The following is a 13,613-nucleotide window of genomic DNA, read 5'->3' as shown; positions in this document are numbered from 1 at the left end:
AAACCAATATGTCCAGTACCACTGTCGCCGAGTTCGCGAACGAACTCAAGAAGACTCCCGAAACCTTGCTTGACCAGCTCAAGAGCGCCGGGGTGCCCAAGCAGGCGCCGACCGACGCCCTCACTGAGGCGGACAAGCAGCGATTGCTCGGCTTCCTGAAGGCCAGCCACGGCACGGTCGAGCCCGAACGCAAGAAGATCACGCTGACGAAGAAGTCGACCAGCGAGATCAAGCAGGCGGATGCGACCGGACGTGCCCGCACGATCCAGGTCGAAGTGCGAAAGAAGCGCACTTTCATCCAGCGCGATGAAGGCCATCCGGCGACTGCCGATGCTGCGCCGCAGGCCGAAGCGCCCGTCGCCGCACCTGCCGCTGCCCCTCAGATCGACGAAGCCGAACTCACCCGCCGTGAGGAGGAAGCCCGTCGCCAGGCCGAACTGATCCGGCGCCAGGAAGAAGAGCTGGTCGAAAAGCGTCGCTTGCGTGAAGAAGCCGAGGCGCGTGAGCGTGCGCAGGCCGAACAAGCCGAACGAGCCGAGCAGGAAGCCAAGGCAGCCGCCAAGAAGAAGGCGGCCGAAGCCGCTGCGGCGGCGACAGTGACTGAAGGCGCTCCGGAGGCTCCGGAAGAAACGCCTGCCGCCACTGACCGCAAGGCTGCTGCCGAGGCGGCAGCCGCGCAAGCCAAGGACGACGCCAAGGCAAAGGCCGCTGCCGAGTCGAAAGCGCGCGCGGACGAGGAAGCCGCTCGCGCCAGGGATCTGGACGAACGCCGTCGCAAGGCGCTCGCCGAGGCCGAAGCCATCCGCGCCATGATGAACGCGCCGGCTCGGGTGCTGGTGCCGCACAAGGCTCCTGAAAAGCCCGCCCCCGACGCCGCCAAGGGTGGCGTGAAGGGTACGTTGCATAAACCGACGGCGCCCGCAGCACGTGCCGGCGCGCCAGGAGCGCCCGGAGCTGCCGCGCCCGCAGCGGGTGCCGGTGCTGGTAAGGAAGTGAAATCCGCCAAGCTCTCGTCGAGCTGGGCCGGTGACACCGCCAAGAAGAAGGAAATCAAGACCCGCGGCGATGCGAGCGGCGGCGTCGGTCGCGGCAATTGGCGCGGAGGCCCTCGTGGTCGTCGGGGCAACGACCGCAACGGGCAAGAGGAGCGCGCACCCGCGGCACCGGTCGAGGCTCGCGTGATCGAAGTCCATGTTCCCGAAACCATCACGGTGTCGGAGCTCGCGCACAAGATGGCGGTCAAGGCCTCGGAAGTCATCAAGCAATTGATGAAGCTAGGCCAGATGGCGACCATCAACCAGTCGCTAGACCAGGACACCGCGATGATCATCGTGGAGGAAATGGGCCACAGCGCGGTCGTCGCCGCACTGGACGATCCCGAAGCCTTCACCGATGAGGACGTGTCGGCGCAGCAGGCCGAAGCCTTGCCTCGCGCACCGGTCGTGACCGTGATGGGTCACGTTGACCACGGCAAGACCTCGCTGCTGGACTACATCCGCCGCGCCAAGGTCGCCGCGGGCGAAGCCGGCGGCATCACCCAGCACATCGGCGCCTATCACGTGCAGACCGCTCGTGGCATGGTGTCCTTCCTCGATACCCCGGGCCACGAGGCGTTTACTGCCATGCGTGCCCGCGGCGCGCAAGCGACCGACATCGTGATCCTGGTGGTTGCCGCGGACGACGGCGTCATGCCGCAGACCAAGGAAGCCATCAAGCACGCCAAGGCTGCGAAGGTGCCGATCGTGGTGGCGATCAACAAGATCGACAAGCCCGATGCCAACCTCGACCGCGTCAAGCAAGAGCTGGTTGCGGAAGAAGTCGTGCCCGAAGAATACGGCGGCGATACGCCGTTCGTACCCGTGTCCGCGAAGACCGGGCAGGGCGTGGACGATCTCCTGGAGCAGGTTCTGTTGCAGGCCGAAGTGCTGGAACTCAAGGCGCCGGTGGATGCTGCTGCCAAGGGTCTCGTGATCGAGGCGCAACTCGACAAGGGCCGCGGACCGGTCGCTACGGTGCTGGTTCAGTCCGGCACCCTCAAGACCGGGGACGTGGTGCTGGCCGGTTCGACCTACGGCCGCGTGCGCGCCATGATCGATGAAGATGGCAAGACCATCAAGACGGCTGGCCCGTCCATCCCGGTCGAGATCCAGGGCCTGACCGAAGTCCCGCAAGCTGGCGACGAGTTCATGGTGATGGGCGACGAACGCCGTGCGCGCGAAATCGCGACATACCGTGCGGGCAAGTTCCGCAACACCAAGCTGGCAAAGATGCAGGCGGCCAAGATGGAGAACATGTTCTCCGACCTGACCGCGGGCGAAGTCAAGATGGTGCCGATCATCATCAAGGCCGACGTGCAGGGTTCGCAGGAAGCCCTGGCCCAATCGCTGCTCAAGCTCTCGAACGAAGAGGTCAAGGTGCAGGTGGTGTACGCGGCAGTCGGCGGCATCAGCGAGTCGGACATCAATCTTGCGATCGCTTCGAAGGCGATGGTCATCGGCTTCAACGTGCGTGCCGACGCAGGTGCGCGCAAGCTCGCCGAAGGCAACAACGTCGGCATTCACTACTACAGCATCATCTATGACGCTGTGGACGAGTTGAAGACGGCGATGGCCGGCATGTTGGCGCCCGAGCGCCGCGAAGAGATCATCGGCTCCGCCGAGATCCGTACCGTGTTCGTGGCATCCAAGATCGGCACGGTCGCGGGTTGTATGGTCACCTCCGGGTCGGTCAACCGCACGGCACATTTCCGCCTGCTGCGCGACAACGTGGTGATCTACACTGGCGAAGTCGACTCGATCAAGCGCCTGAAGGACGACGTCCGCGAAGTCCGCGAAGGCTTCGAGTGCGGTATCAAGCTCAAGAACTACAACGACATCAAGGAAGGTGATCAGCTGGAGTTCTTCGAGATCAAGGAAATCGCCCGGACGCTGTAAGCACCTGGATCGACCTCGGCCATGCCCAAAAGAAAGACCGCTACCCCCAACCGCGCCTTCAAGGTGGCCGATCAGATCCAGCGCGATCTGACCGAGCTGATCGCGCGCGAGTTGAAGGACCCGCGCGTCGGCATGGTGACGATCCAGGCCGTCGAGGTCACGCCGGACTACGCGCACGCGAAGGTTTTCTTCAGCCTTCTCGTGGGCGATCCGGTCGAGACGACCGAGGCCTTGAACCAGGCTGCGGGCTTCCTGCGCAATGGCTTGTTCAAGCGCCTGCACATCCACACGGTTCCGACCCTCCACTTCCAGTTCGATCGCACGACCGAACGCGCCGCGGACATGAATGCGCTGATCGCCCAGGCGGTCGCGTCGCGCTCGAAAGACGATTGACGATGAACGCGCCACGCACACGGGTGCAGCGGCGCCCTGTGCATGGGGTGTTGTTGCTCGACAAGCCGCTGGGTCTCTCCAGCAATCAGGCCTTGCAGAAGGCCAAATGGTTGCTGCGCGCTGAAAAAGCGGGACACACCGGCACGCTCGATCCGCTCGCGACGGGTGTGTTGCCGCTGTGCTTTGGCGCCGCCACGAAGTTCAGTCAACTTCATCTCGAAGCCGACAAGACCTATGAAGCTCGCGCCAGGCTCGGCATAAAGACCTCCACGGGAGATGCCGAGGGCGAAGTCATGGCCGAACGGCCGGTGTCCGTCACGGCGGACGATCTTGCGCGGGCCGAAGCGAAGTTCACCGGGCCGATCGCCCAGGTGCCGCCGATGCACAGCGCCCTGAAGAAGGACGGCAAGGCGCTCTACGAATACGCGCGCGAGGGCATCGAGGTCGAACGCGCGGTTCGCAATGTCGTGGTTCATGAACTCACGCTGAAGGCCGACACGGCCGACACCATTCACATCCGCGCTGCGGTCAGCAAGGGCACCTACATTCGGGTGCTCGGCGAAGACATCGGCGAAGCGCTCGGCTGCGGCGCACATCTGACTTTCCTGCGCCGAATCGCGACAGGCGGCTTCGACATCTCGCAGTGCGTGACCCTCGAAGCGTTCGAAGCCATGGGCGAAGAAGAGCGTCTAGCGCAACTTCTGCCGGCTGAATCGCTGGTGACCGGCCATACGACGGTCACGCTCGGGCCGGAAGATGCGGCGCGGTTCCTGTCGGGCCTGCGCCGTCGCGGGAATTGGCCCGACGCATCGCAGGTGGCCGTATTTGGCCGCGAGCCGCACGCCTTCCTGGGCACTGCCCATGTCGCGGCCGGCGAACTGATCCCGGGGCGCTTGCTGAACCCCATCGAAATCCAGCAGACACTTTTGACCGAAGCGACACCATGAGCACCAACCAGATCCGCAACATCGCCATCATCGCCCACGTGGACCATGGCAAGACCACCATGGTCGACCAATTGCTGCGCCAGTCCGGCACCTTTGCCGAGCACGAGAAAGTGGTCGACACAGTGATGGACAACAACGCCATCGAAAAAGAGCGGGGTATCACGATCCTCGCCAAGAACTGTGCCGTGACGTGGAAGGGTATGCACATCAACATCGTCGACACCCCAGGCCACGCCGACTTCGGCGGTGAAGTCGAACGTGCGCTGAGCATGGTGGACGGCGTCGTGCTGTTGATCGACGCTCAAGAAGGCCCGATGCCACAGACGCGCTTCGTGACCAAAAAGGCTTTGGCTCTCGGCCTGAAGCCCATTCTGGTGGTGAACAAGGTCGACAAGCCCGGCGCACGCCCCGACCACGTGGTCAACGCCGCCTTCGACCTGTTCGACAAGCTCGGCGCCACCGACGAACAACTCGACTTCCCTGTCGTCTATGCGTCCGGCATCAACGGCTGGTCGTCGCTGGAAGAGGGCGAGCACGGTGAACAGTGGGGCCCCGACATGTCGGCGTTGTTCGACACCATCCTCAAGCACGTACCTGCGCACGATGGCGACCCCGAAGCGCCACTGCAGCTCCAGATTTCGGCCATCGACTTCTCGACTTTTGTGGGCCGGATCGGCGTTGGCCGCATCAACGCCGGCACCATCAAACCGATGATGGATGTCGTCGTGATGGAAGGACCGGACGGCAAGGCCGTCAAGGGCCGCGTCAATCAGGTGCTGACCTTCCAGGGTCTGGAGCGCGTCCAGGCCGCAGAGGCAGGTCCAGGTGAAATCGTTCTGATCAACGGCATTGCCGATATCGGAATCGGCGTGACGGTGACCGATCCCGTCAATCCGACGCCACTCCCGATGCTCAAGGTCGATGAGCCGACCCTGACGATGAACTTCTGCGTCAACACGAGCCCGCTCGCCGGCCGCGAAGGCAAGTTCGTCACCAGTCGCCAGATCTGGGACCGCCTGCAGAAAGAGTTGCAACACAACGTGGCCCTGCGCGTCAAGGAAACGGACGAAGAAGGTGTCTTCGAAGTCATGGGCCGCGGCGAACTGCACCTGACGATCCTGCTGGAAAACATGCGTCGCGAAGGCTACGAAATGGCAGTGTCGAAGCCGCGCGTGGTGTTCCGGGACATCGATGGCGAGCGGCACGAGCCGATCGAACTGGTGACCGCCGACATCGAAGAGCAGCACCAGGGCGGCGTGATGCAAGCGCTGGGCGAGCGCAAAGGCGAACTCGTCAACATGGAGCCGGACGGTCGCGGCCGCGTGCGCCTCGAATACCGCATTCCGGCGCGAGGCTTGATCGGTTTCACCAACGAGTTCCTGAATCTGACGCGTGGATCGGGCCTGATCTCGAACATCTTCGACAGCTATGAGCCACACAAGGGCGAGATCGGCAGCCGCAAGAACGGCGTATTGATTTCGATGGATGACGGCGAGATCTTCACCTACGCCTTGGGCAAGCTGGACGACCGCGGCCGCATGTTCGTGCGTGCGAACGACCCCGTCTACGAAGGCATGATCGTCGGCATCCACAGCCGAGACAACGATCTGGTGGTCAATGCCACGCGCACCAAGCAGCTGACGAACTTCCGCGTGTCCGGCAAGGAAGATGCGATCAAGATCACGCCGCCGATCGAACTCACGCTCGAATACGGCGTGGAATTCATCGAGGACGACGAGCTCGTCGAAATCACGCCCAAGAGCGTGCGGCTGCGCAAGCGCTACCTCAAGGAACACGAGCGCAAGCGCGCTTCCCGCGAGAGCGCCTGATGCATTCCGCCGGCGGACGTCGTGGACTGACGCACGGCCGCGCAGCCTGTCTGATGGTCGTGGTGACCCTCATGTGGGCCACGGCGGGAGTCGTCACCCGCCACCTCGAGCACGCGCGCAGCTTCGAGGTGACGTTCTGGAGAAGCTTCTTCACGGTGGTTTCTCTGCTCGTGATCCTTCCGCTTTGGAGGGGCAGGGCGGTTTTCACGCGGATTCGGCACGCGGGGCATGAACTGTGGATCTCCGGCGTCTGCTGGAGCGTGATGTTCACGGCCTTCATGGTCGCGCTCACCTTGACGAGTGTTGCCAACGTTCTGGTCACCATGGCGCTTGGGCCCCTGCTGACGGCGCTGGGCGCGCGGATTTTCATCGGCCACAAACTCGCAGCGCGCACCTGGGGCGCCATCGTCCTGGGCGGCATCGGCATCGGATGGATGTACGGAGCGCAGGTCGGAGAGGGTTCGCTGCTCGGCACACTGGTGGCGCTAGGCGTTCCGCTTGCCGCAGCGTGCAACTGGACGGTGGTTCAGCATGCTCACGCGAAGGGCCACGATGTCGATCTCGTTCCGGCCGTGCTGATCGGAGCCATGATTTCCGTCCTCGTCACGTTACCGCTGGCGTGGCCATTGAAGGCCAACGCGCACGACCTCGGGCTTCTGGCCTTCCTTGGGCTCTTTCAGCTTGCGATTCCGTGCGTCCTTTCCGTGCTTTGCGCGCGTGTCCTGAAGGCACCGGAGGTCTCGCTTCTGGGCCTCCTGGAGGTGATCTTCGGTATCGCGCTTGCATGGGTCGGCGCCGGAGAAGAGCCAGAGTCGAGCGTGCTTGCAGGCGGTGTCCTGGTCATTGGCGCGCTCGTGTTCAATGAACTTCTTGGCATGCGCGAGCGTCGCGTGCCCGCGGCCACGCTGCCCGGGACTTCCTGAAACTTTCAAAGGACCTCACTACAGATGCGCTTTTCAGCAACTCTTCTTTCTTGCGCCCTCGTCGCCGTGCCGTTCTGCGCGTCGGCGCAGGTTTCCATCAACATCAACATTCCGGGACTCGTGGCAGTCGCGCCGCCGCCGCCCCGCATGGAGCCCCTGCCGCCGCCACGTGCGGGGTATATCTGGGTGCCTGGCAATTGGCAGTATCGCGAGAATGCCTACGCGTGGCACCAGGGGTATTGGCAACCGGCACGCGCCGACTACGACTATGCGCCGGGCCGCTGGGTGCGTGCGGATGGTGGATGGCGCTGGGTCGAGCCGAACTGGAAACCCGTCAAGTACAAGAAGGACCGTGACCACGGGCACCATGATCACGAACACGATCGTGGTCATGATCACGACCGCTACGATGACGCGTATCACTGCCCACCGGGTCAAGCAAAGAAGGGCCGCTGCTGATCGCGCTGCGGCCTGAATCGAAAAGCAAAAAAGCCGGCGCTTCAGGCCGGCTTTTTCTATTGGGTCGCTCGGATTACGGGCGAGCCACTTTCCAGACTTTGTTGAAACCGTCGCCCGTCTTGTCTCCAGCCTTCGTGTCCTTGGACCAGTAGTACAGCGGCGCGCCCTTGTAGGCCCACTGCTTCTTGCCGTCATCGCGCACGATGATCGTGTAGGGGCCGATCGGCTTGGCATTTTCTGCGACGGGGAGCGGCGGCCAGGCTGTGGCGCATGGGCCGTTGCAGGCGGATTTGCCGCTCCCGACGGCATCTCGGTCGAAGGTGTACAGCGTCATGCCGGTCGGGCCGATCAGCACTCCGTCGGCAGTGCGTGTCGGCGTGTCCGGTGCCGGCGACATGCTCCCGCATCCGGCGAGCAGGGCAACGGCGAGGATCGAGGCGCTGAGCAGTTTCATAGAGTTTTCTCCTTCGGTTAAAAAAAACGAGTTCGAGTGGACAGTCTATCCGCCGGCCTTTTCCAATTGCTGGTAGACCACCGTGGCGATACCGAGCAATGCATCGTGAGACAGCGGTCCGGTCAGCGCGTAGCCAAACCCATGGTCGATCCAGTAGAAGCTGGGCACCGGACCATCCGCCGAATATCGGAATGCAGTCTCGTCCGAGCGCGCGGCCTTGGATGAGGTGGCGAGACTGCCGATGTAGAGCGTGATTCGCTCCCCCGTGGCTCGTTCGAACATGAACTGCGCTCGCGCGCCTTCGTTGCCCGGCAACAGGCGTCCACCCACGAGCGTATAGCCCTCTGCCGACAGATCCGGTACCTTGATGGGCCGATCCAGGCGCTTCGAAAGCCATTGCGCGAGGTGCTGCTGGTCCGCAGCGGCCACTTCGACTGGGTGACGTTTTTCGGGCGTGTAGACAGCATGAGCCACAGCGGCCGCGTGGACGAATTCCCGCGTCGCCGGCCCCCGAGCCAACGGCGCGCCGGTCGGCGATGTCCATTGATTGTTGGCCAGCCAACCCGCGGCAAAGGCGAGGGCGATCCCGGCGGCCATCCCGCCCCATTGCATCCAGCGGTTCTGACGGGCGTGATGCCGGGCAGCAAGGCCGGCCGCTGCCAGCAAGGCCGGCGGCACCGGTTCGTCGAGAACCTCGCGATGCAACTGGCGCAACGCTTCGCGCTGAGCTTCCCAGGCGTGCAGATCATCGTCGACGGGCGGAGTAGGCGTTTTCATGGCAATGGCCGGTTACTTGAGGCGGCGCAGGCCCGGGCGATTGGCTGGTGTCGACGTCCCATCCATCAGATCCTGCAGGCGACTGCGTGCGCGTGAAAGGCGCGACATGACGGTGCCGACCGGAACGCCAAGCACTTTGGCCACCTGCGCATAGGAAAGATCTTCGAGCGCCACGAGCAGAAGCACAGCGCGCTGGTCCTCCGGAAGCAACAGCAGACAACGCTGGAGATCGAGGGCCTGGTCGCGGTGCGACTCAGCGCCGCGCAATTCGTGAACAAGCTCGTCGACATCGACCGAAGCGCGAGGCGGTGCGCGTCGGATCTGGCTCGCGAATACGTTATGCATGATCGTGAAGAGCCAGGCGCGCAAGTCGGTTCCGACGATCCACAAGCGCCACTTGCTGCAAGCGCGCTCGAGCGTGTCCTGCACCAGGTCGTCGGCCGCCCAGCCGTCGCCGGTTAGCGCACGCGCATATCGACGCAGGCTCGGGATCTGTTCGACGATGGCGCTGGAATCCATGACGACAGGCGTTCAGTGCTGAATCGCGCGGCAGATCGGAGCCACACGGTCCGGACTCTGGACAGCCAGGTAGCCGCTCATCAGCGTGACGTAGGCAACCAGCACAGCAAGCGGCAAATTGATTGGCGGCATGGAATGTTTCCTGGAGGCGACTCAACCGATCGTGGTCGATTGCCTCATGAACGCCGCCGCGGTCGTGTTTATTCCAACCGCCTCAAAATAAATGAACGAGATCAGGGGGTGCCGCCAGGATCGCCGCCAGTGCCGTCGCGCATGACGCGCCGTTTGATCGCCTTGGCCGGATTTCCGCCATAGACGGTCCATGGATCCAACGACCGGAATGCAACGCTGCGAGCCCCCAGGACCGCGCCTTCACCCACCTCCACACCGGGTCCGACGAAGGCTTCGGCTGCAATCCAAGCCCGCGCGCCGATGGTGATCGGCTGGGCCGTCAGCTGAAAATTTTCCGAAGTGATGTCATGGCTGCCGGCGCAAAGATGTGCGCCTTGCGAGACCAGCGCTCCAACGCCGAGCGAAATGGGAGCCATGTTGTAGCAAGTCACCCGTTCAGCCAGGAGCGCGCGGTCCGCAAGATGCAGGTGAGGGGGGTACCAGACCCGCGCGCTGCCCCGCACGTCGGAGAGTTCGCCCAACCGGGCGCCAAAGAGCTTCAGCAAAAAGCGCCGCCAGAAGCGCATCTGCGGCGGCGTCCACGATGCAAGCACTGCCCAAGTCAGATTCCAGATGGCGCGCGATATCCGGTTGCCCAGTGAAAAGCTCGGGCCGCCTTCAAGCGGATTGACACGCGAAGCATCGAGGGGTTGGATCGCCATGCGGGTTCCTTCAGCGGCTTCGGCTCTTCATGGCGCGTTCGACCTCGCGTTTGCCTTCGCGGTCCTTGATGGTGTCGCGCTTGTCATGTTCGGCCTTGCCTTTGGCCAGTGCGATTTCACATTTCACCTTGCCGGCTTTCCAGTGGAGGTTGAGCGGCACAAGCGTATAGCCCTTTTGCTCGACTTTGCCAATCAGGCGGCGGATCTGTTCCTTGTGCAACAGGAGCTTCTTGGTACGGACCGAGTCGGGCGTGACGTGCGTCGAAGCCGAGCGCAGGGGATTGATCTGGCAGCCGATCACGAAGAGTTCGCCATCGCGAATCACGACATAGCCGTCGGTCAATTGCACCTTGCCTTCGCGCAGCGACTTGACTTCCCATCCTTCGAGCACCATTCCTGCTTCGAAGCGCTCCTCGAAGAAGTAGTTGTAGGCAGCTTTCTTGTTGTCCGCGATGCGGGAAGATGTGTCTTGCTTTTTCTTGGTGGCCATGGTGAATCAAGTGAGGTCTGCATGGCTTCAATACAATCCGTCGCGCACGCTGTGCCGATTCTATGAAAACAGTCCACAAGTCCGTTCTGATCTGGTACAGCGCCGACGAGATGTACGCCCTGGTCACCGACGTCGCGAAGTATCCGGAGTTTCTACCGTGGTGCGATCGCTCGAAAGTCATGGAGCAGGACGAGTTCGGCATGACTGCCCAGGTTGGCCTCGCGTTCAGTGGATTTCACCAAAACTTCACGACCCGCAACACTCACGTGCCGGGCCGGGAAGTGCATCTGAAACTCGTGGACGGGCCATTCTCCAATCTCGACGGCGTCTGGAAATTCACACCTGTCGGCGAAGAGGGCGAGCGCGCATGCCGCGTCGAACTCAACCTCAGCTATGGCTTCAACAACTTTGCGCTGCAGGCTTTGGTGGGACCCGTGTTCGACAAGATTGCCTCCAACCTCGTGGAAGCCTTTGTGAAGCGCGCCGAACACATCTACGGCACCGCCTGATGCCGCTGCAAGTCACGGTAGTTTGTTCGCCCGCTCCGCGCGAGGTGTTCGAAGAGGTTGTGAGCGTTCCTGAAGGGTCCTCGATCGAAGATGCGGTGCTTGCAACCGGCCTTTCCGCCGCGTTTCCGCAATTCGACTGGAAGGCGGCCACTCCGGGGATCTGGGGCCGGCAAGCGGAATGGACCCAAGTCCTGGCAAACCTCGATCGCGTCGAGCTGTGCCGTCCGCTGACCGTCGATCCCAAGATCGCGCGGCGCGAGCGCTTCAAGCAGCAGGGCGCACGCGGAACAGGCCTCTTTGCTCGCCGTCGCAAGGGTGGCAAAGCAGGCTACTAGAAACGTAGAAACGTAGAAACGTAGAAGCGTAGAAACGAGAAACAGAAACCGCTACTTGCAGTCCGATTCAATGACGGATTGCAGGCGCTGTTGTTCGGCCGCGCGGGCTCTGTCGTCCATGATCTCGCGCTCGCCCTGAGCATTGACCCGCGCCACGCGGATACCGCTGTCCATCGTTGCCTTGCCCTGCCGCGCCCGATTGCAGTTTTCAGCCTTGGCCTGCGCAATCCTCTGCATCTCCGCCGCTTGCTTGGCCTTTTCGGCCTCCTCGGCCTTGCGCGTTTTTTCTTCAAGATCCTTGTCGATGCCCGATGGCTTCGCGGTGGCGGCGGGCGCGGGTGCGCTTGCAGCGGGGGCTTCGACCGACGTTGCCGGCGCGGCCGCATTTGCGCGCTTCGACGGCACGTTCGGCTTGTGAAGGATGTTCTTTTCGGGGATGTCGATCGGCGGCGGCTGGTCGCTGAAGACCTTCTTGTTGTCCTTGTCGATCCATTGCCATTGGGCCTGGGCACCCAGTGGCAGAAGGAAGATCGAGCCTAGGACGACGAGGTGCGCGAATTTCATGGCGGGCAGTTTAGCGCTGCCTTACGTTTTGCAACCTTGGAGCTGGCGTTTTAGCAACACAGATGGCGCTTGTGACTTCTTTTCTGCCGTTAATGCGTGCGGGAAAGCGCATTTCCCCATGTCATCGGGGTCGCCGAGCCATCGTTACAATCCGTCTTTTGGAGCTTCACCCATGCGCCTTCTCGGCAAAGCGCTCACCTTCGACGACGTGTTGCTGGTGCCAGCGTTCTCCCAGGTCCTGCCCAAGGACACTTCCCTCGCCACCCGGCTCTCCCGAAACATCACCCTCAATCTCCCCCTGGTTTCCGCTGCAATGGACACCGTGACGGAGGCTCGCCTCGCGATCGCCATGGCGCAAGAAGGGGGCATCGGCATCGTGCACAAGAACTTCACCGCTGCGGAACAGGCCGCGCAGGTCGCGAAGGTGAAGCGCTATGAATCGGGCGTGCTGCGCGACCCGGTGGTGATCACGCCGAGCCACACCGTGCGCGAGGTTATGGCGCTGTCGGATCAACTCGGAATTTCCGGATTCCCGGTGTGCGATGCAGGCAAGGTGGTCGGCATCGTGACCGGACGCGATCTGCGCTTCGAGAACCGGTACGACGCTCCCGTCAGCGAAATCATGACGCGGCGCGACAAGCTCATCACGGTGCCCGACGGCACCACGCTTGCCGACGCCAAGGCGCTGCTCAACAAGTACAAGCTCGAACGCCTGCTCGTGATCAATGATTCCTGGGAGCTCAAGGGGCTGATCACGGTCAAGGACATCACCAAGCAAACCAGCTTCCCGAACGCGGCGCGCGACGCCAGCGGCCGCTTGCGCGTGGGCGCGGCAGTGGGCGTGGGGGCGGGGACTGAAGAGCGTGTCGAAGCGCTCGTCAAGGCCGGTGTCGATGCCATCGTCGTCGACACGGCCCACGGACACAGCGCCGGCGTGATCGAGCGCGTGCGCTGGGTCAAGAAGAACTATCCGCAGGTCGACGTGATCGGCGGCAACATCGCGACGGGCGACGCAGCTCGCGCGCTGGCTGACGCCGGCGCCGATGCGGTCAAGGTCGGGATCGGCCCGGGGTCCATCTGCACCACGCGGATCGTGGCCGGTGTGGGCGTGCCGCAGATCATGGCCGTGGACAGCGTCGCGACGGCACTGCAAGGAACCGGCATTCCGCTGATCGCCGATGGCGGCATCCGCTATTCGGGCGACATCGCAAAGGCCATCGCTGCCGGCGCGAGCACGGTCATGATGGGCGGCGTGTTCGCCGGCACCGAGGAAGCTCCTGGCGAGATCGTGTTGTTCCAGGGCCGCAGCTACAAGAGCTACCGGGGAATGGGCTCGATCGGGGCAATGCAGCAGGGCAGCGCCGACCGGTACTTCCAGGAGTCGAGCACCGGCAACCCCAACGCGGACAAGCTCGTGCCCGAAGGCATCGAGGGGCGCGTTCCTTACAAGGGCTCGATGGTCTCCATCGTTTATCAGATGTCCGGCGGATTGCGCGCGAGCATGGGCTATTGCGGCTGCGCCACCATCGAGGAAATGAAGAGCAAGGCCGAGTTCGTCGAAATCACCACCGCAGGCATTCGCGAGAGCCACGTACACGACGTGCAGATCACGAAGGAAGCGCCCAACTACCGCGCCGAGTGATCGGTC

The 13,613-nt window shown here is 63.0% G+C and carries 15 protein-coding genes; 9 read left to right on the top strand and 6 right to left on the bottom strand.

Features of this window, described 5'->3' with window-relative positions; genetic code table 11:
• Positions 1 to 8 precede the first annotated feature (8 nt).
• From infB to AC1DEK_RS00725, 6 genes are read left to right on the top strand one after another with little or no spacing between them, the layout of a single operon-like run.
• Entirely contained in the window at positions 9 to 2,933 is a 2,925-nt protein-coding gene (gene infB / locus AC1DEK_RS00750) for a translation initiation factor IF-2 (RefSeq protein ID WP_478123290.1), read from the top strand.
• A 21-nt stretch (positions 2,934 to 2,954) separates the two neighbouring features.
• Positions 2,955 to 3,326, top strand: a complete 372-nt coding sequence (gene rbfA / locus AC1DEK_RS00745) for a 30S ribosome-binding factor RbfA (protein WP_478102915.1) — start codon at positions 2,955 to 2,957, stop codon at positions 3,324 to 3,326.
• A 2-nt stretch (positions 3,327 to 3,328) separates the two neighbouring features.
• The gene (gene truB, locus AC1DEK_RS00740; protein WP_478123289.1) at positions 3,329 to 4,273 is read left to right on the top strand and encodes a tRNA pseudouridine(55) synthase TruB; all 945 of its coding nucleotides are present in this window, start codon (positions 3,329 to 3,331) and stop codon (positions 4,271 to 4,273) included.
• Positions 4,270 to 6,102 (top strand): translational GTPase TypA, encoded by a 1,833-nt coding sequence (gene typA / locus AC1DEK_RS00735; RefSeq protein ID WP_478123288.1) that lies wholly within the window; start codon positions 4,270 to 4,272, stop codon positions 6,100 to 6,102. Before truB ends, typA begins: the two co-directional genes overlap by 4 nt.
• Complete coding sequence (locus AC1DEK_RS00730; RefSeq protein WP_478123287.1) at positions 6,102 to 7,025, top strand: DMT family transporter; 924 nt, start codon at positions 6,102 to 6,104, stop codon at positions 7,023 to 7,025. Before typA ends, AC1DEK_RS00730 begins: the two co-directional genes overlap by 1 nt.
• A 24-nt stretch (positions 7,026 to 7,049) precedes the next feature.
• Entirely contained in the window at positions 7,050 to 7,484 is a 435-nt protein-coding gene (locus AC1DEK_RS00725; protein ID WP_478123286.1) for a hypothetical protein, read from the top strand.
• A gap of 73 nt (positions 7,485 to 7,557) precedes the next feature.
• On the opposite strand, the gene AC1DEK_RS00720 is transcribed toward AC1DEK_RS00725, so the two are convergent.
• The 5 genes from AC1DEK_RS00720 to smpB all read right to left on the bottom strand — a co-directional run bounded on the left by AC1DEK_RS00720 (position 7,558) and on the right by smpB (position 10,557).
• Positions 7,558 to 7,938: a COG4315 family predicted lipoprotein gene (locus AC1DEK_RS00720; protein WP_478123285.1), complete on the bottom strand. Its 381-nt coding sequence runs from the start codon at positions 7,936 to 7,938 to the stop codon at positions 7,558 to 7,560.
• 45 nt (positions 7,939 to 7,983) lie between these two features.
• Entirely contained in the window at positions 7,984 to 8,715 is a 732-nt protein-coding gene (locus AC1DEK_RS00715) for an anti-sigma factor family protein (protein ID WP_478123284.1), read from the bottom strand.
• Positions 8,716 to 8,727: 12 nt separating this feature from the next.
• Positions 8,728 to 9,234 carry a sigma-70 family RNA polymerase sigma factor gene (locus AC1DEK_RS00710; protein ID WP_478123283.1) on the bottom strand — a complete coding sequence of 169 codons (507 nt, stop codon included), beginning with the start codon at positions 9,232 to 9,234 and terminating at the stop codon, positions 8,728 to 8,730.
• Positions 9,235 to 9,467: 233 nt separating this feature from the next.
• Positions 9,468 to 10,067 (bottom strand): LbetaH domain-containing protein, encoded by a 600-nt coding sequence (locus tag AC1DEK_RS00705; protein WP_478123282.1) that lies wholly within the window; start codon positions 10,065 to 10,067, stop codon positions 9,468 to 9,470.
• A 10-nt stretch (positions 10,068 to 10,077) separates the two neighbouring features.
• Positions 10,078 to 10,557 carry an SsrA-binding protein SmpB gene (gene smpB / locus AC1DEK_RS00700; protein WP_478102927.1) on the bottom strand — a complete coding sequence of 160 codons (480 nt, stop codon included), beginning with the start codon at positions 10,555 to 10,557 and terminating at the stop codon, positions 10,078 to 10,080.
• Between the two features lie 62 nt (positions 10,558 to 10,619).
• On the opposite strand from smpB, the gene AC1DEK_RS00695 reads away from it, so the two are divergent.
• A complete protein-coding gene (locus tag AC1DEK_RS00695) occupies positions 10,620 to 11,066 on the top strand; it encodes a type II toxin-antitoxin system RatA family toxin (RefSeq protein ID WP_478123281.1) in 447 nt (148 codons plus the stop codon).
• Entirely contained in the window at positions 11,066 to 11,401 is a 336-nt protein-coding gene (locus tag AC1DEK_RS00690) for an RnfH family protein (protein WP_478123280.1), read from the top strand. Before AC1DEK_RS00695 ends, AC1DEK_RS00690 begins: the two co-directional genes overlap by 1 nt.
• Positions 11,402 to 11,452: 51 nt before the next feature.
• Here AC1DEK_RS00690 and AC1DEK_RS00685 read toward each other — a convergent pair whose 3' ends face one another.
• Positions 11,453 to 11,965 (bottom strand): DUF4124 domain-containing protein, encoded by a 513-nt coding sequence (locus AC1DEK_RS00685; protein WP_478123279.1) that lies wholly within the window; start codon positions 11,963 to 11,965, stop codon positions 11,453 to 11,455.
• Between the two features lie 172 nt (positions 11,966 to 12,137).
• Between AC1DEK_RS00685 and guaB the strand changes: the two genes are divergently transcribed.
• Entirely contained in the window at positions 12,138 to 13,607 is a 1,470-nt protein-coding gene (gene guaB / locus AC1DEK_RS00680) for an IMP dehydrogenase (protein ID WP_478123278.1), read from the top strand.
• Positions 13,608 to 13,613: the final 6 nt, after the last annotated feature.

The organism is Variovorax sp. 10N420, assembly GCF_056394705.1.
Note: the sequence above shows the minus strand (reverse complement) of the source record. Positions and strands in the feature narration are given on the sequence as shown.